This window comes from Mesorhizobium sp. M7A.F.Ca.US.006.01.1.1 (genome assembly GCF_003997935.1).
GTDB lineage: Bacteria > Pseudomonadota > Alphaproteobacteria > Rhizobiales > Rhizobiaceae > Mesorhizobium.
On sequence record NZ_RZQL01000049.1, the window covers coordinates 1 to 17,281 of the forward strand.

13 protein-coding genes are annotated in these 17,281 nt (G+C 62.6%); 8 read left to right on the forward strand and 5 right to left on the reverse strand.

Annotation, left to right across the window (positions count from 1 at the left end; translation table 11 throughout):
• The 4 genes from EN943_RS11390 to EN943_RS11405 all read left to right on the forward strand — a co-directional run.
• Window positions 1-933: RluA family pseudouridine synthase (locus EN943_RS11390; protein WP_164778165.1), on the forward strand; the 933-nt coding region annotated here is incomplete at its 5' end.
• Between the two features lie 47 nt (window positions 934-980).
• A complete protein-coding gene (locus EN943_RS11395; protein ID WP_164778166.1) occupies window positions 981-1,853 on the forward strand; it encodes a DMT family transporter in 873 nt (290 codons plus the stop codon).
• A gap of 13 nt (window positions 1,854-1,866) precedes the next feature.
• On the forward strand, window positions 1,867-2,658 hold the full coding sequence (locus tag EN943_RS11400; RefSeq protein WP_127412693.1) for an ATP12 family chaperone protein: 792 nt from the start codon (window positions 1,867-1,869) through the stop codon (window positions 2,656-2,658).
• A 192-nt stretch (window positions 2,659-2,850) separates the two neighbouring features.
• Complete coding sequence (locus EN943_RS11405; protein WP_127412694.1) at window positions 2,851-4,740, forward strand: MFS transporter; 1,890 nt, start codon at window positions 2,851-2,853, stop codon at window positions 4,738-4,740.
• A 96-nt stretch (window positions 4,741-4,836) separates the two neighbouring features.
• Here EN943_RS11405 and EN943_RS11410 read toward each other — a convergent pair whose 3' ends face one another.
• Window positions 4,837-5,034, reverse strand: a complete 198-nt coding sequence (locus tag EN943_RS11410) for a DUF2735 domain-containing protein (RefSeq protein ID WP_024505075.1) — start codon at window positions 5,032-5,034, stop codon at window positions 4,837-4,839.
• 316 nt (window positions 5,035-5,350) lie between these two features.
• Here EN943_RS11410 and EN943_RS11415 point away from each other — a divergent pair, with 316 nt between their 5' ends.
• Complete coding sequence (locus EN943_RS11415; protein WP_127412695.1) at window positions 5,351-6,391, forward strand: glutamine synthetase beta-grasp domain-containing protein; 1,041 nt, start codon at window positions 5,351-5,353, stop codon at window positions 6,389-6,391.
• A 676-nt stretch (window positions 6,392-7,067) separates the two neighbouring features.
• Here EN943_RS11415 and glnA read toward each other — a convergent pair.
• Entirely contained in the window at window positions 7,068-8,477 is a 1,410-nt protein-coding gene (gene glnA, locus EN943_RS11425) for a type I glutamate--ammonia ligase (RefSeq protein ID WP_127412697.1), read from the reverse strand.
• Between the two features lie 66 nt (window positions 8,478-8,543).
• Window positions 8,544-8,882 carry a P-II family nitrogen regulator gene (locus EN943_RS11430; protein ID WP_006205430.1) on the reverse strand — a complete coding sequence of 113 codons (339 nt, stop codon included), beginning with the start codon at window positions 8,880-8,882 and terminating at the stop codon, window positions 8,544-8,546.
• Window positions 8,883-9,240: 358 nt separating this feature from the next.
• Here EN943_RS11430 and EN943_RS11435 point away from each other — a divergent pair, with 358 nt between their 5' ends.
• Together EN943_RS11435 and EN943_RS11440 are read left to right on the forward strand one after the other, a co-directional pair.
• Window positions 9,241-10,782, forward strand: a complete 1,542-nt coding sequence (locus tag EN943_RS11435; RefSeq protein ID WP_127412698.1) for an NAD(P)H-hydrate dehydratase — start codon at window positions 9,241-9,243, stop codon at window positions 10,780-10,782.
• Window positions 10,783-12,786, forward strand: coding sequence for a hypothetical protein (locus EN943_RS11440; RefSeq protein WP_127412699.1), 2,004 nt, complete (start codon window positions 10,783-10,785; stop codon window positions 12,784-12,786). It abuts the gene before it with no gap.
• A gap of 12 nt (window positions 12,787-12,798) precedes the next feature.
• Here the strand turns inward: EN943_RS11440 and EN943_RS11445 are convergent, their stop codons facing one another.
• Window positions 12,799-14,331 (reverse strand): acyl-CoA carboxylase subunit beta, encoded by a 1,533-nt coding sequence (locus EN943_RS11445; protein WP_127412700.1) that lies wholly within the window; start codon window positions 14,329-14,331, stop codon window positions 12,799-12,801.
• Between the two features lie 408 nt (window positions 14,332-14,739).
• On the opposite strand from EN943_RS11445, the gene EN943_RS11450 reads away from it, so the two are divergent.
• Window positions 14,740-16,161 (forward strand): DEAD/DEAH box helicase, encoded by a 1,422-nt coding sequence (locus EN943_RS11450; RefSeq protein WP_127412701.1) that lies wholly within the window; start codon window positions 14,740-14,742, stop codon window positions 16,159-16,161.
• A 102-nt stretch (window positions 16,162-16,263) separates the two neighbouring features.
• Here EN943_RS11450 and EN943_RS11455 read toward each other — a convergent pair whose 3' ends face one another.
• On the reverse strand, window positions 16,264-17,238 hold the full coding sequence (locus EN943_RS11455; protein ID WP_127412702.1) for an alpha/beta fold hydrolase: 975 nt from the start codon (window positions 17,236-17,238) through the stop codon (window positions 16,264-16,266).
• Window positions 17,239-17,281: the final 43 nt, after the last annotated feature.

The window sequence follows — 17,281 nt, forward strand, 5'->3', positions numbered from 1 at the left end:
CGGCTCGATCGCTGGTTCAAGCCCCATTTCCCGGGCCTTGGTTTTGGCCATTTGCAGAAGCTTCTGCGCTCCGGCCAGATCCGTGTCGACGGCGGCCGGGTCAAGGCCGACACCCGTGTCGAGCCCGGCCAGATGGTTCGTGTCCCGCCGCTTGAGGTCGACAAGAAGGGCGAGAGCGCGCTGACCGGCCACTCGATCCGCAACCAGGGCGATGCCGATGTCCTGTCGAAAATGCTGATCCATGAAGACCCTAAGGTTTTCGTCTTCAACAAGCCGGCGGGCCTTGCGGTGCAGGGCGGCTCGGGCGTCACCCGCAATGTCGACGACATGCTGGAAGCCTGGCGCAACCAGAAGGGCGAGAAGCCCAGATTGGTTCACAGGCTCGACCGCGACACCTCGGGCGTGCTGGTCGTCGCCCGCAGCCGGCTGGCCGCCATGAAGCTCTCGGAAGCGTTTCGCGCCCGCGAGACCAAGAAGACCTATTGGGCGCTAGTCAAGGGCGTGCCGCCCAAGCGCGAGGACAAGATCTCGACCTGGCTGATCAAGGAGCCGACGCCGGACGGTGACCGCGTGCGTGTCGCCGCGCACGGCGAAAAGGGCGCCGATCACGCCGTGTCCTACTACCGGATCATCGAGCAGGCGGCGCAGACGATGACCTGGCTTGAGATGGAGCCTTATACCGGCCGTACCCACCAGCTTCGCGTTCATGCAGCCCACATCGGCTGCCCGATCCTGGGCGATCCGAAATATTTCGAGGCCGACACCAACTGGGACTTTCCCGGCGGAATTCAAAACCGCCTGCATCTGCACGCCCGCCGCATCATCATTCCGCATCCCGACAAGGGCGTCATCGATGTCACCGCGCCAATGCCGCCGCACATGCGCCAGAGCTGGAACCTGATCGGCTTCGACGACGCCAGCGCGGAGGACTGATCGTGAGCGGCGCCACCGACGCGCTCGACCGGCGCGACACGGTCGACATGGCCGCCGCCGCCATCATGGTCGGGCTGACCTTTTCCTGGGGGCTGAATTACGTCGCCGCCAAGATCTCCTACGCTGGCTATGACCCGGTCTTCCTGTCGATCGCGCGCTCGATCATCGGCGGCCTGTGTGTCTTTGCCTGGTGCCGGTGGCGCGGCATCGCGCTTTTCACGCGCGACGGGACCTTGCTCGCCGGCATCGTGGTTGGCGCGCTTTTCGGCATCGAGTTCCTTTGCCTTTATGTCGGCCTGGAGCATACGACCGTTGCCCGCAACACGCTGTTGGTCAACACGATGCCGTTCTGGATGCTGCTCGGCGGCCATTTCCTGCTCGGTGAGCAGATCACGTTGAGGAAATTCCTTGGCCTGCTGCTGGCCTTTGCCGGCCTTGCCGCGGTGTTTTCCGACAAGCTTGGCGGAGGCGGGGACATGCTGTTCGGCGATCTGCTGAGCCTCGGCTCCGGATTTTTCTGGGCTTTGACCAACATCCTCATCAAGCGGTCGAAGCTGGTCGAGGCGAGCGCCGAGAAGCTCTTGCTTTATCAACTCGCCGGGGCAGCGGTCGTAGGCGTATTGGTGCTGCCTCTCGCTGGCCCGCCCGTTCGCGACCCGACCGTGCTGCCGACTCTGGCCCTGCTTTTCCAGGCGGTCTACATCGTCGCCTTCACCTATGTACTGTGGTTCTGGCTGCTGCGGCGCTATCCGGCATCGAGCCTGTCCAGTTTCACCTTCCTGTCGCCGGTTTTCGGCGTTTTGTGCGGCGCCATGTTCTTGAATGAGCCGCTGACCATGCGCATTTTCCTGGCACTTGGCCTGATTGCCGCCGGCCTGATCATCGTCAACCGGCCAGCGCGTAAGCTGACGCCGGTGTAAGAAGAGACCTTTTATGCGTGACATCCTCAACGACCTTGAAGCGGGCAAATATCTTTCCGACCCGGATCCTGTGCGCCGCGCCCAGATCCAGATGAAGACGCCTCTGCCGAAACGCTTCTACAAGACCGTCTCGGTCGCGCCGGTCGAAGGCGGCTTTGCCGTGCATCTCGACGGCAAGCCGGTGCGCACGCCGGGCAAGGCGCTGCTGGCAGTGCCTACCGAGGCGGCAGCCGCGCTCGTTGCTGACGAGTTCGCCGCCCAAAGCGAGACCATCAATCCGGTGACCATGCCGGTGATGCGGCTTGTGAACACCGCCATCGATGGCGTCGCCAGCGACCCGCAGGCGGTGCTGGAGGATATCCTGCGCTTTGCCTCGTCCGATCTGCTCTGCTACCGCGCCGACGTGCCGCAGGGGCTGGTGGAGCGGCAGAACCAGCATTGGGATCCGGTGATCGACTGGGCGAGGGGAACACTCGGAGCCCGCTTCAATCTCGCCGAGGGGATCATCCATGTCGAGCAGCCGCGTGAGACCATCGCGGTGCTGGGCAGCCATCTTGCCCAGCGAACAGAGCCGCTGCGGCTCGCCGCCATCCATGTGATGACGTCGCTGACCGGTTCGGCTCTGCTGGCGCTGGCTGTCGATTTCGGTGAACTCGACGCCGAGAGTGCCTGGGCCGCTGCCCATGTCGACGAGGACTGGCAGATCGAGCAATGGGGACAGGACGCGGAGGCCGTTGCCCGCCGCGCGGCTCGCAAGCGCGACACGATGGCTGCTGTCGGCCTGCTGGAAGCGCTCAAGGGCTAAGGGGGTTTCCCAGCTCGCCCGGTTTCATCCCGCAGCGCACCTAATACCAAAGTCATAATCCCAAAGACGCGGTGCCTTTGGCGGACGCTTTCTGTCATTTTTCCCCGATGGCTGTCGTTGAGTCCGTGCTCGGAGGAGAACGCGGACGGTGTCGCGCAGCATCTAGAACGGGTCTCACGGGAGGATAACGCAATGGCAATAACATCGACCGCCGGCGGAGCAAGCCGCGGCATGACGCGGGAGGAGAAGAAAGTCATCTTCGCTTCCTCGCTCGGCACCGTTTTCGAATGGTATGATTTCTATCTCTATGGCTCGCTGGCAGTGTTCATCGGTTCGACCTTTTTCAGCCCAGCCATCCCGGAAGCGACCCGCAACATTTTCGCGCTGTTGGCTTTCGCCGCAGGCTTCCTTGTGCGCCCGTTCGGCGCACTGCTGTTCGGCCGCATCGGTGACCTGGTCGGCCGTAAATATACTTTTCTTGTCACCATGACGATCATGGGCCTGTCGACCTTCCTGGTCGGCTTGCTGCCCGGCTATGCCACTTTGGGCATCGCCGCTCCCGTGATCCTGATCATCCTGCGCATGCTGCAGGGCCTGGCTCTGGGTGGCGAATATGGCGGCGCGGCCACTTACGTCGCCGAACATGCGCCGGACAACCGGCGCGGCTACTACACCTCGTGGATCCAGACCACGGCGACGCTCGGCCTCTTCCTCTCGCTGATTGTGATCCTGATCGTACAGGCTTCATTGAGCAAGGAAAACTATGCTGCCTGGGGCTGGCGTATTCCGTTCATCGTGTCCTTCCTGCTGCTCGGCATCTCGATCTGGATCCGGCTTTCGCTTTCCGAATCCCCGACCTTCCAGCGCATGAAGGATGAGGGGAAGGGCTCCAAGGCGCCGCTGACGGAAGCCTTCGGCCAATGGAAGAACGCCAAGATTGCACTGCTGGCGCTGCTCGGCCTCACAGCCGGTCAGGCCGTGGTCTGGTACAATGGCCAGTTCTACGCGCTGTTCTTCTTGACCAACGTGCTCAAGGTCGACGCGCAGTCGGTCAACATCATGATCGCGGTCGCCCTGGCGGTCGGTTCGATCTTCTTCGTCGTCTTCGGCTGGCTCTCCGACAAGATCGGCCGCAAGCCGATCATCATGGCGGGCCTTGCGCTGGCGATTGTCTGCACCTTCCCGCTGTTCAAGGCACTGACGTGGGCTGCCAATCCGGCACTCGCCACGGCGCAGCAGAACACCAGGGCGACGGTGACCGCGGCGCCGGGCGACTGCAAGTTCCAGTTCAATCCGGTTGGCACGGCGAAGTTCACGACATCCTGCGATATCGCGACTTCGTTCCTGACCAAGAACTCGGTTCCCTATGACGTGGTGTCGACGGCTGCCGCCGGCACACCCGCATCTGTCAAAATCGGCAACGAGACGGTCGAGTCCTATGACGCCATTGCCGCCGGTGATCAGGCCAAGGCCAAGGAAGCGGCCTTCATCAAGGCCGTCAATATGTCGCTGCAGGACGGCGGCTATCCGCTGAAGCGCGCGGCAGCCAAGGTTGCGGACCAGAAGCTCGATGCGTTTGTTGCCGCCAACCCGGAACTGAAGCTGGACGCCGCTGCCATCCGTGCCGGTGAAAAGGCGACGGTGCCGATCGACCAGGCGGTCAAGGACAAGCTGCTGACCACCGATGAGGCAGCGGGCGCACCCGAAGTCACCGTCTACAACATTCCAGGCGGCGGCGCGTTCGCCATGTTCGCCGATCCTGCAGCAGTGAACTGGCCAATGACGATCGGCATCCTGTTCATTCTGGTGCTGTTCGTGACCATGGTCTACGGGCCGATCGCGGCGATCCTGGTAGAAATGTTCCCGACCCGCATTCGCTACACCGGCATGTCGCTGCCCTATCACATCGGCAATGGCTGGTTCGGTGGCCTGCTGCCGGCAACCGTGTTCGCGCTCAGCGCCTACAAAGGCGACATCTACTATGGCCTTTGGTACCCGGTGGTGATCGCGGCTATAACGCTGGTCATCGGCATGATCTTCGTCAAGGATACGCTCGGCACCGACCTGCACGCCAAGGAGTAGGCAGCCCCAGCGTTCAAAAGAAAGCCCGGCGCGAACGATCGCGCCGGGCTTTTTCTTTTCAGGCCAATTCGTTGGCGAGGGCTGCTGCCCTTTGTGTCAGCTCTTGCGGCCCCGGGCCTCTTCCTCGATGGCTGCCTCATGGTACCAGCCGTCGCCGAAATCCGCGCGGGCATCACGCAGCGAGGCAAGCTCTGCCGCAAACTTCGCCTTTCCGCTCAAATTTGAGGCAGAGAGGCGCGCTGCCGCCGGGAACATCAAAATTTTAGCCGACGGTCGTGTGGAAATGACTTCCATTGCCGGGTTCCTTTCTTCCGCCGAACCTTTTCGATTCAACTTGGCCCGAAGATAAGGTCTGCAATCAAGTTAGGCAATATGCCTATGAAAAGATCAGCACTTGCACACTATTTGTGCAAATAAGAGCCGTGATAGATCCGGGCGCATTGCTTAGGCGGCTCGCCGACTTCCGGTGGATGCCGCGTCAATTTTGTCGCACCCTCCGGACCAAGAATGGCACATGAATTGCATTTTAAGTGTGCGGCAGGCCGGCTGCTGACCGCAGACGCATGTCGACGCCGTTCAGTGTTCGGTGATCAAGCAACGAGAGGCTAGAATGACGAAATACAAGCTCGAGTATATCTGGCTCGATGGATATACCCCGGTCCCCAACCTTCGCGGCAAGACGCAGATCAAGGAATTCGCCGAATTCCCTGAACTCGAGCAGCTGCCGCTGTGGGGCTTCGATGGTTCCTCGACCCAGCAGGCCGAAGGGCACAGCTCCGATTGCGTGCTGAAGCCGGTTGCGGTCTATCCGGATCCCGCCCGCACCAACGGCGTACTGGTCATGTGCGAAGTCATGATGCCCGATGGCGTCACGCCGCATGCCTCCAACAAGCGCGCCACCATCCTCGATGACGAGGGCGCCTGGTTCGGCTTCGAGCAGGAATATTTCTTCTACAAGGACGGTCGCCCGCTCGGCTTTCCCGAGAGCGGCTATCCCGCACCCCAGGGCCCGTACTACACCGGCGTCGGCTATTCCAATGTCGGCTCCGTCGCGCGCCAGATCGTCGAGGAGCATCTCGACCTCTGCCTCGCCGCCGGCATCAACCACGAAGGCATCAACGCCGAAGTGGCCAAGGGCCAGTGGGAATTCCAGATTTTCGGCAAGGGCTCCAAGAAAGCCGCCGACCAGATGTGGATGGCCCGCTACCTCATGCAGCGCCTGACCGAGAAGTACGGCATCGACATCGAATACCACTGCAAGCCGCTCGGCGACACCGACTGGAACGGCTCTGGCATGCACGCCAACTTCTCGACCGCCTATATGCGCGAAGTCGGCGGCAAGGCCTATTTCGAAGCGCTGATGGCGGCTTTCGACAAGAACCTGATGGACCACATCGCCGTCTACGGCCCGGACAACGACAAGCGTTTGACCGGCAAGCACGAGACCGCGCCGTGGAACCGGTTCAGCTATGGCATTGCCGACCGTGGCGCCTCGATCCGCGTGCCGCACTCCTTCATCAAGAGCGACTACAAGGGTTATCTGGAAGACCGCCGTCCGAACTCGCAGGGCGACCCCTACCAGATCGCCTCGCAGATCCTGAAGACGATCGCTTCGGTTCCGGCAAGCGCCCAGGTTTCGGCCGCCGCGTAAGTGTTTCGGACTGTATGACAAGAAGACCCCGGCGTTTCGCGCCGGGGTTCTTTTTTGGCCGTTACCCGGCGGACTGCATCCCTGGGAAAACATACCCAGAAAAAGTCGGGCAATTCAGGCGGTCGCAAATCGCCCGGGAGTTCTGGCCGCAGCCGTGTGAGCCTCCGGCGATCACTCGCCAGAAAGCCCGGAAAAGCGCCTTTCCCAGCCCTTATCCGGGCGATGGACCTTCCATAAGCATCTGTTCATACAACGGAATCGGTCATTCGCGGCCTGGCCGGCGGCGTTGACAGATCACGCTACGGCATGCGTATTCGCAGGCCTTGGGGTTACGTCACGCAATGCTGTTCGGACGGGCGGGGTTTTCTTGAACGGCGGCATTGGCGTGGGCGCCGGACGAGCGGTCACTGTAGCCTGAGACAGTGCTCCGCTCGCTCCTGGCTCCGACGTTGGCGACCGAGCGGCCTCCCTTGATCATTTACTGAACACCGCCGAGTTGTGATTGAAGCCACCGATCGTCGAAGACGAAAGGCGGATACGGCTGTCCATGCGCGGCTGCCGCGCAGGCGAGACATGCCGGTCGGCTGGCAATTCCTATTGGAGCGCAGCAAAAAGCCCTTGAAAGAGGGAAGTCTTTCAAGGGCTTGAGCATTATAGCTAATCTTGGACTGAAATCTCAGACCGAGTAATACATGTCGTATTCGACCGGATGCGGGGTCATTTCGAAGCGCATCACTTCGGCCATCTTCAGCTCGATGTAGCTGTCGATCTGGTCGTCGTCGAAGACGCCGCCGGCTTTCAGGAAGCCGCGGTCCTTGTCGAGGCTTTGCAGGGCTTCGCGCAGCGAGCCGCAGACGGTCGGGATCTTCTTCAGCTCCTTCGGCGGCAGGTCGTAGAGATCCTTGTCCATCGGCTGGCCGGGATGGATCTTGTTCTTGATGCCGTCGAGGCCGGCCATCAGCAACGCGGCGAAGGCGAGGTAGGGGTTCGCGCCCGGATCGGGGAAGCGGACCTCGACGCGCTTGGCCTTCGGCGACGAGCCGAACGGGATACGGCAGGACGCCGAGCGGTTGCGCGCCGAATAGGCGAGCAGAACCGGCGCTTCGTAACCCGGCACCAGGCGCTTGTAGGAATTGGTCAGCGGGTTGGTGAAGGCGTTGATCGCCTTGGCATGCTTGATGACGCCGCCGATGAAGAACAGGCAGCTTTCCGACAGACCGGCATATTCATTGCCGGCGAAGGTCGGCTTGCCGTTCTTCCAGATCGACATGTGGACGTGCATGCCCGAGCCGTTGTCGCCGAAGATTGGCTTCGGCATGAAGGTGGCCGTCTTGCCATAGGCGTTGGCGACCTGGTGGACGACATATTTGTAGATCAGCATCTTGTCGGCATTGCGCACCAATGCGTCGAACTTGATGCCGAGTTCGTGCTGCGCCGCCGCCACCTCGTGGTGATGCTTTTCGACGCGCACGCCCATCTCGGCGAGCACGGTCAGCATTTCCGAGCGCATGTCCTGCGCGCTGTCGATCGGCGGCACCGGGAAGTAGCCGCCCTTGACGCGCGGACGGTGGCCGAGATTGCCGGTCTCGTAATCGGTGTCGTCGTTCGACGGCAGTTCCGTGGAGTCGAGCTTGAAGCCGGTGTTGTAGGGATCGGCCTTGTACTTCACGTCGTCGAAGACGAAGAATTCGGCTTCCGGGCCGACATAGATGGTGTCGCCGATACCTTCGGCCTTCATGTAGGCCTCGGCCTTCTTGGCCGTACCGCGCGGATCGCGGTTGTAGGATTCACCCGAAACCGGATCGAGGATGTCGCACAGGATGACCATGGTCGACTGGGCGAAGAACGGGTCCATGTGAACCGTCTCCGGGTCGGGCATCAGCACCATGTCGGACTCGTTGATGGCCTTCCAGCCGGCAATCGAAGAGCCGTCGAACATCACGCCATCGGCGAACATGTCTTCCTCGACCTCGATGACATCCATCGTCACGTGCTGCAGCTTGCCCTTCGGGTCTGTGAAGCGCAGGTCGACGAATTTCACGTCGTTGTCCTTGATCTGCTTCATGATGTCTTTGGCTGTCGTCATGTCATGTATCCCTGTTTGATGACGTTTTTTGATGATGACGTTTTCAGGAGGATGGGGGCGGTCGGATCAGACCGCGTCCATGCCCGTTTCGCCGGTGCGGATTCGCACGACTTCCTCGATATTGGAAACGAAGATCTTGCCGTCGCCGATGCGGCCCGTCTGGGCCGCCTTGCGGATGGCCTCGATCGCGCCTTCGACCGCGTCGTCGCCAAGCACGACCTCGATCTTCACCTTGGGCAGGAAATCGACGACATATTCGGCGCCGCGATAGAGTTCCGTATGGCCCTTCTGACGACCGAAGCCTTTTGCTTCGGTGACAGTGATGCCTTGCAGTCCGGCTTCCTGAAGCGCTTCCTTCACTTCGTCCAGCTTGAATGGCTTGATGATCGCTTCGATCTTTTTCATGTAAAAAGTGGCCTCCACTGCCAAAAAAACGGGTTGTGACCCCCCGCTTGCGCCTCCATCAAGCACGAACCGTGCCAATTCAGCGGATTCTAAGCGGTCTCATAAGATTTCAAAGCCGCGCCGCACCGGGATGCAAATTCGCGTCATTCACTGCACCGGAAGCGGCATGGGCTGCCAGAGCCTACACAGCGCCAGCACCCGCGTCCGCACAAAAATCAGGCATACCGCCTATCCCTCAGGCAATTTTCTGCCCGCGATGCCTTCGTGCCGACGTTATGGCCGCAGATCTCGGCAACTCCCCCTTGTTTGCTTAGGATCGAAATTGGACAATGCTTGATCGCATGCGGATCGGCAATCCATGAGCAACGAACTTCTTTCCCCGGCCGAAATGAGCGAGGCCGATCGGCTGACGATCGCCGCCGGCCCAACCGACGGCATCGGCCTGATGCAGCGCGCTGGTGAAGCGGTCGCGGCTGAGATTCTCAAGCGTTATCCCGCAGCGACGCATGTCCATGTGCTGTGCGGGCCCGGCAACAATGGCGGTGATGGCTATGTCGTCGCCCGCATCCTCGCCGCCAGCGGCGTCGACACAACGATCTGGTCATCCGGAGCGCCGAGGCCGGAAAGCGATGCGGCGCTCGCCGCTGCGGAATGCCCGATCAAGCCCTGGCCGCTGTCTGGTTTCGACGCCGAGTCTGGCTCGATCGTGATCGACGCGCTCTATGGGGCAGGGCTGTCCAAGCCGCTGTCCGGCGACGCCGCGAAAGCCGTCGATACTGCGACAGCCCTGCGCCTGCCTGTGGTCGCGGTCGACCTGCCGTCGGGCGTCTCAGGAACCAGCGGCGACATATTGGGCAGGGCGTTTCGTGCCGAGATCACCGTCACTTTCGCACGGAAAAAGCCTGGCCACCTGCTGCTGCCGGGGCGCGGGCAATGCGGTGAGATCGTGCTCGCCGATATCGGCATCGGTGACGGCATCATCGACCAGCTCGCCGTCTCGACCTTCGAGAATGTGCCGGACCTGTGGTTGCGGGAATTTCCGGTGCCGGCGGTGGACGCGCACAAATACAAGCGCGGCCATGTCGGCGTCTTTTCCGGCGGTCCCAGTGCTACCGGCGCGGCGCGGCTGTCGGCGATGGCCGCCGCCAGAAGCGGGGCAGGGGCGGTCACCGTGCTGTCGCCTGGCAATGCGATGCAGGTGAACGCGACGCACCTGACCTCGATCATGCTGCGCGAGGCGGGCTCGCTCGAGGAGGTGCAGGAATTTCTGACGGCGCGCCATCCCGAGGCGCTGGTGTTCGGACCGGGGCTCGGGCCAGAGCCCAAGGTCGGCGATTTTGCCCTGCAGCTGATAAAGGCTTTGGCGGAGGAGGCACGCACATCGGCGGCTGCAAGCCACGCCCGTGCGATGGTGCTCGATGCCGACGCTATCACGTCGTTGGCCCATCAGCCTCAGGCGCTGTTCGAAGCTGCCCGTCAGCCGAATGCGCCTGCCTTGGTGGTCACGCCGCATGAGGGCGAATTCGGCCGCTTGTTTCCTGATATCGCCGGGGACAAAACCATGTCGAAACTGGCCAAGGCGCGGGCGGCCGCAGCGCGGGCCAATGCCGTCATCGTCTACAAGGGGGCCGACACGGTCATAGCAGCGCCCGATGGTAAAGCGGCGATCAACTCCAACGGTGCACCGTGGTTGGCCACAGCCGGGTCAGGCGACGTGCTGTCGGGCATCATTGCCGGTTTGCTGGCGCAAGGCATGCCGCCCTTCGAGGGCACCTGCGCGGCGGTGTGGCTGCATGCCGAGGCCGGCAGCCGGTTCGGACCCGGCCTGATCGCCGAGGATCTGCCGCTGGCGCTGGTGCCGGTGTTGCGCGAACTCTTCGACGCGCGAAAGGCTGCCTGAATGAGCCGTGCGCTCGCTCTGTTGCTTGCCACCCTCATCGCTGTCTTCATGACGCCGACGGCGCACGCCGAAGGTCCTGTGACCGTCGTCGACAATCCGGCGGTGCTCGCCGCGCTCGATGCCAAGGGCTATGGCTTTGCCGCCGTTTTCGGGGTCGACGGCGAAGACGGCCTGAAGGCGCTCTACGACGAGGCGCCAGCCTATCACGCCATCGTCGAAACGGTTGCCTCCGATGTTGCGGCGCTGCGTGCCGACATGAAGGCCGGCGGGCGGCCGCTCTACGAGGTTACCGACGGCAATGTCGGCCGCATCATGGACATGCGCTGGCTGAGGACCGACGCGGCGCGCTTTCGGCTGGTCGGCGTCGTCAACCGGCTCGACCGTCGCGACTTCACCGCGCTGCAGGGCGACAAGAGCTGCGGCGAGGTGCGCTTCATCTACCGCCTGGCCTACAGTTTTCGCAAAAACGGCAAGCTGCTGGCGTCACGCCTGCCGTTCAATTTCAATGCCGTCTACAGCGCCGCACCGGATGCCGATGGCGGCTGCGTCGGTGTTGCCGGGCGCTGGACTCCCCAGCTTGACGAGAGCGTCGATGCCGGCTGGCTGACCGGCGGGCCGCTGGAGAGAGCCGGGCTGACCTTCAAGCAGCTGGAGCTCAACGCACAGGTGGTGCGCTTTCCCTCTGGCCAGGAAACCGAGTTCGGCGGGCAGGCGGCCTATCTCATGCGGATATTCGGCATCGATGGCGCCGATCTCACCGAGAAGCCGCTGGAGAACACGCCCGACACCGCACGGCTCTCGCAGGACGCAGCGCTAAAGGCGCGGCTCGCCGCCTATGTCGGCGCCAATCTGCCGGCAGTCGATGAGGGTGTTTATGAAATTCCCGACGAGTTCCTGGCCAGAAAGATCATTTCATGGTCGACCTTCGGCAGCGCGCGGCAAGCCAATCATCCGTATACGCAATTATTCCGACCCGAGGAATTCGCAGCGCTCGATTATTCCGCGCTGAAACTGGTGCGCACGCCGGAAGCGCTGGTCGAGCGGCTGGACAATGGCGCCTGCCAGGGTTGCCATCAGGCCGGCTCCACCGCCGGTTTCCATTTCATCGGGCTAGACGACAAGACGACGTCGCCGTTGAACCGCATCGAGGTCGGGATTTCGCCGCATCTTCATGCCGAGATCCCGCGGCGCCAGGCGTGGCTCGCCGCCACGGCCGAAGGCAAGCAGCCGAACCGCTTCCGTCCGCTCTTCTTTGCGCCGCCGGCGGTCTGGACGAACGCCGATGCGGTCGATTACGCGCCGGCCGAGATGACCATGCCGTGCCTGATGCCGGAAGATGCGGCCCGCTTTGGTGCGACCTGGCAATGCGGTGGCGGCACCGTCTGCACGCCGCTGGCCACCGCTTCAGGCGTGCACACGAAACTGGCGCAATGCCTGCTGCCCAAAGACAGCGAGAAAATGTTTTCCGGCCATCCCTGCCTGACCGGGTCGATCGCCAGCAACGCGGCGCAGCCTTTCAACGACCGCTACAGCAAATCAGGCCAATTCGCGGCCTTCGCGCCTGACGTTTCGCGCACCGCCTACACCTGCCGTCCGCCGAAGATCGGCGTGCCGGGTGGCATTGCTTATCGCGGGTGCGATGACAAGGACCGCACATTTGCCGCCTTCAAAGCCGGCAAGCCGATGCCGAACGAGATCTGCGGGCTGGCCGGCGGCAAGAAATTCGACATCTGCGTGGCCACCAACAATTTCGACCAGTGCCTTGGCGGCGCCGTCAATCGCGGCAACCGGCCGGCCTGTTCGGCCGATCATTTCTGCCGCGAGGACTATATGTGCCAGTCGCTGCCGCCGGACACGCCGGGCATCGGCAAAATCAAAGGCATCGGCTTCTGCTCGCCGACCTACTTCATCTTCCAGATGCGCATCGACAATCACGCGACGCCATGGGGCAACGCCGTCCGCGCCACCATGGGAGCGGGGTTTGGCGCGGCGGAAGAGGAATGAGCTGCCGGCGCCTCACAGCGGGATGTTGTCGTGTTTTTTCCAGGGGTTCTGCATATCCTTGTTGCGCAGCATGCGCAGCGCCCGGGCGATGCGGCGGCGGGTCGAATGCGGCATGATCACCTCGTCGACATAACCGCGTTCGGCGGCGACGAAGGGCGACAGGAAGCGATCCTCGTAAGCCTTTGTATGGGCTGCGATCTTTTCGGCGTCACCGATGTCCTTGCGATAGATGATCTCGACCGCGCCCCTGGCGCCCATCACCGCGATCTGCGCCGTCGGCCAGGCATAGTTCATGTCGCCGCGCAGATGTTTCGACGCCATCACGTCATAGGCGCCGCCATAGGCTTTGCGGGTGATGACGGTGATCTTCGGCACGGTGGCCTCGGCATAGGCGAACAGCAGCTTGGCGCCATGCTTGATCAGCCCGCCATATTCCTGCGCGGTGCCGGGCAGGAAGCCCGGAACATCGACGAAGGTGACGATCGGGATCGAAAAACAGTCGCAGAAGCGCACGAAGCGCGCTGCCTTGCGGCTGGCGTCGGAATCGAGCACGCCGGCCAGCACCATCGGCTGGTTGGCGACGAAGCCGACCGTGCGGCCTTCGACACGCCCGAACCCGGTGACGATATTCTTGGCAAAATTCTGCTGGATCTCGAAGAAATCGCCTTCGTCGGCAACCTTCAGGATCAGTTCCTTGATGTCGTAGGGCTTATTGGCGTTGTCGGGTATGAGCCGGTCGAGCGACAGGTCATGGTCGGTGACCGACTGGTAGCATTCGATCTCCGGGATCTCGGACGTGTTGGAGGCCGGCAGCAGATCGACCAGCCGGCGCATCTGCAGCAACGCCTCGATATCATTGTCATAGGCGCCGTCGGCGATCGAGGATTTGGTCGTGTGCACGGAAGCGCCGCCGAGGCTCTCGGCAGTCACCGTCTCGTTGGTCACGGTCTTCACCACATCCGGTCCGGTGACGAACATGTAGGAAGTGTCGCGCACCATGAAGATGAAGTCGGTCATGGCAGGCGAATAGACGTCGCCGCCGGCGCATGGACCCATGATCACCGAGATCTGGGGAATGACGCCGGACGCCAGCACGTTGCGCTGAAAGATCTCGGCATAGCCGCCGAGTGCCGCCACGCCTTCCTGGATGCGCGCGCCGCCGGCATCGTAGAGGCCGATGATCGGTGCGCGGTTGCGCAGCGCCATCTCCTGCACCTTGATGACCTTCCCGGCATGCGCTTCCGACAACGAGCCGCCGAACACGGTAAAATCCTTGGCGAAGAGGTAGACCGGGCGGCCGTTGACCGTGCCCCAGCCGGTGACGACGCCGTCGCCGGCGATCTTGGTCTTCTCCATGCCGAAATCGGTCGAACGATGCTCGACAAACATGTCGAATTCCTCGAACGAGCCCTCGTCGAGAAACACCTCGATGCGTTCGCGCGCGGTGAGCTTGCCCTTCTTGTGCTGGGCATCGATGCGGACCTGGCCGCCACCCATGCGGGCGATCTCGCGGCGGCGCTCGAGTTCCTTGAGCACGTCTTTCATCGGTTCCCTCCGAGCCAGCTGTATTTCGTGGTAATCGTGCCGACAGGGGAGCGCAAGCACCGCCTGCGTCATGGATTTTGTTGCACTGCAGCATGACGCCCCTTGCATTTGGCCGCGAACTCAGCCATATGCAGCCCATAGGCGCTTGGGCCGGGAACGAATCCGGCCTTCTCGACGAATGAGACTGGTTGCGTCTGTTTTCCCTCTTTCCGGTATATCGGCCCTTTTTCCGGTAAATCACAAAGCGGCGAAAAAGCCCCGTGGCATGATGCCTGCGGGCACGACAGCGCAGCCGAGTGGACGTTACCGTCCGCCCGCCTTGTCGTTCCATATCAATTTTTTCGACGGCAGGTTGCGCCCTGCCGCCATCGATGTTTGCGGCCAGAAGCCGCGTGAAAGAAGATTATTTTGACCAACGAAAACACTTTGCCCGGTAGCACTGCGGAACTCACCGGTTTCGCGGCACTGGGTATTACGGGCGCGCTGCTCAAGGCCACCCACAATGCCGGCTTCACCGAGCCGAAGCCTATCCAGGCGCAGGCGATCCCGCCGCAGATGGAAGGCCGTGACATTTTCGGCATCGCCCAGACCGGCTCCGGCAAGACCGCGGCCTTCGCGCTGCCGATCCTGTCGAAGATCATCGCACTCGGCACCAAGCGCCGGCCGAAGACGGCGCGTGCGCTTATCCTGGCGCCGACGCGCGAACTCGCCGTGCAGATCGAAGACACGATCAAGATCCTCGCCAAGGGCGCGCATGTCTCGACCGCGCTGGTGCTTGGCGGTGTCTCGCGCTTCAGCCAGGTGAAGAAGGTTGCGCCCGGCGTCGATATCCTGATCGCAACGCCCGGCCGGTTGACCGACCTGGTGCGCGAGGGCGACCTCGTGCTTGCCGACACCAAATGGCTGGTGCTCGACGAGGGCGACCGCATGCTCGACATGGGCTTCATCAACGACGTCAAGCGCATCGCCAAGGCGACCGCGCCCGATCGTCAGACGGTGCTGTTCTCGGCGACCATGCCCAATGAAATCGCCGAACTGGCCAAGGGCCTCTTGAAGAACCCGATCCGCGTCGAAGTCGCGCCGCAAAGCACGGCGGCGGCAGAGATCGTGCAAGGCGTCGTCTTTGCCCGCACCAAGCAGAAGCGCCAGGTGCTGTCGACGATGCTCGCCGACGAGGCGATGAAGTCCGTCATCATCTTTTCGCGCACCAAGCATGGTGCCGACAGGGTGACCAAGGACCTCGAACGCGACGGCTTCAAGGCCGCCGTCATCCACGGCAACAAGTCGCAGAACGCCCGCCAGAAAGCGCTGAACGATTTCCGCGACGGCTCGGTGCGCATTCTGGTGGCGACCGACATCGCGGCGCGCGGCATCGACGTGCCCGGCATCAGCCATGTCGTGAATTTCGATCTGCCTGATGAAGCCGAGAGCTACGTCCACCGCATCGGCCGTACCGGCCGCAACGGCATGGACGGCATCGCGATCACGCTTTGCGATCCTTCCGAAAACAGCAAGCTGCGCCAGGTCGAGCGCATCATCCGTACCAAGCTGCCGATCGTTGCCGACCATCTCGGCAGCCCCGATCCGCTGCGCAATCCGGCTGAAAAGAACGAGCGTTTCGAGCCGGCCAATGACCGCAACGACCGCAATGGTCGTCGCGACGGCAGGCGGCCCGGTGGCGAGAACAAAGGCAACGGCTTTGGCAAGAAGCGCTTCGGCGACAAGCCTGCCTTCGCCGGCGAGCGCAAGCCGGATGGCGCCAAGCCGGCCTTCAAGGGCAACAACAAGCGCCGCTTCGGCGGCAAGCGTCCGGCGGCGCGGGCTGCGTAAGTAGCCAGCGTTGTAATCAGTCAGGCTCAGCCTTGCTGATTGCCGGGACAGACCAAGGAAAGGGCGGCTGAAGCGATGCTTCGGTCGCCTTTTTTCGTCGGCTTACTTCACCACCGCTTCGATCCAGACGGCGATCCTTTGCGCCAGAAACGCCGTGGTCGATGGCGACAGCGCGTCGCCGGCAATGACGTGATTGTCCGGGTCGCCGGTGTCGTCGACCGGAACCAGTTCATGCGGCGCGCCCCAGCGCCCGGCAATCTCGCGGGTGCGGTCGGCCCGCACCACCTTGTCCGAATCAGAAAAGATGAACAAAGCAGGGATGGTCGCCTTCTCCACCGGCGCGCCATAGGCAAGCTCGGTCAGCGCCTGCATCGGCAAGGTTGCTTCGATCGGATAGCGGGTGGTCCAGAATTTTTCATTCAGCGCGTTGCGCGGCACGAAGCTATGTTCCTTGCCTGCGACCAGCCTGGCGATTTGTTTGCCCCACGGCATGGTCAGGATCTCGGCGCCCGAAGCCTTGACGCCGAAGTTCGGGGAGACGAACGCAATCGCCGCCACCCCGTCCGACGCACCGGGCTGCGTTGCCGCCCAGACCGCCAGCGAGCCGCCGGTCGAAGTCGAGATGACGATCACCTTGTCGCCGATCGCCCGGCCGATGGCGAGCGCCTCCTCATAGTCGTTGATCCAGGCGTTGATGCTGCCTTGCGTCATCGCCGCGCCATCCTGTCCGTGACCGGTAAGGCGTGTGTAGAAGAGATTGGCGTCAAGCTGTTCGGCCACTTCGTCGGGCAGCGGGCGGACCTCGCCCTTCGATGCGGAAAAGCCGTGGATGTAGACGATCGACAGCGGCGTCCTGGCATGCACCATCGGATCGGCCCAGACGATCTCTTTCTCCAGCCCGTCGCGGATGCCGGGGATGGCGGCTTCGGCCTTTGCCACATAGGCCTGCGGATCGTCAGCGATGAGCGAGGGATCGAAACGGATCGTGGTGTCGACGCGAACGCGCGGGCCGAGCACGAAGGCCAGTGCGAGAATGGTGACAAGGCCCAGCACAGCAAGCACGATCCGTCGCCCCATCGCAGACTCCACGCAGCATTTGTCTCAACCATGGCGACGGCGG

What these genes read in the sequence shown, in the direction of transcription:
- EN943_RS11395 (WP_164778166.1), top strand. Translation starts at nt 981, where the DNA reads ATGGCCGCCGCCGCCATCATGGTCGGGCTGACCTTTTCCTGGGGGCTG.
- EN943_RS11400 (WP_127412693.1), top strand. Translation starts at nt 1,867, where the DNA reads ATGCGTGACATCCTCAACGACCTTGAAGCGGGCAAATATCTTTCCGAC.
- EN943_RS11405 (WP_127412694.1), top strand. Translation starts at nt 2,851, where the DNA reads ATGGCAATAACATCGACCGCCGGCGGAGCAAGCCGCGGCATGACGCGG.
- EN943_RS11410 (WP_024505075.1), bottom strand. Translation starts at nt 5,034, where the DNA reads ATGGAAGTCATTTCCACACGACCGTCGGCTAAAATTTTGATGTTCCCG.
- EN943_RS11415 (WP_127412695.1), top strand. Translation starts at nt 5,351, where the DNA reads ATGACGAAATACAAGCTCGAGTATATCTGGCTCGATGGATATACCCCG.
- glnA (WP_127412697.1), bottom strand. Translation starts at nt 8,477, where the DNA reads ATGACGACAGCCAAAGACATCATGAAGCAGATCAAGGACAACGACGTG.
- EN943_RS11430 (WP_006205430.1), bottom strand. Translation starts at nt 8,882, where the DNA reads ATGAAAAAGATCGAAGCGATCATCAAGCCATTCAAGCTGGACGAAGTG.
- EN943_RS11435 (WP_127412698.1), top strand. Translation starts at nt 9,241, where the DNA reads ATGAGCAACGAACTTCTTTCCCCGGCCGAAATGAGCGAGGCCGATCGG.
- EN943_RS11440 (WP_127412699.1), top strand. Translation starts at nt 10,783, where the DNA reads ATGAGCCGTGCGCTCGCTCTGTTGCTTGCCACCCTCATCGCTGTCTTC.
- EN943_RS11445 (WP_127412700.1), bottom strand. Translation starts at nt 14,331, where the DNA reads ATGAAAGACGTGCTCAAGGAACTCGAGCGCCGCCGCGAGATCGCCCGC.
- EN943_RS11455 (WP_127412702.1), bottom strand. Translation starts at nt 17,238, where the DNA reads ATGGGGCGACGGATCGTGCTTGCTGTGCTGGGCCTTGTCACCATTCTC.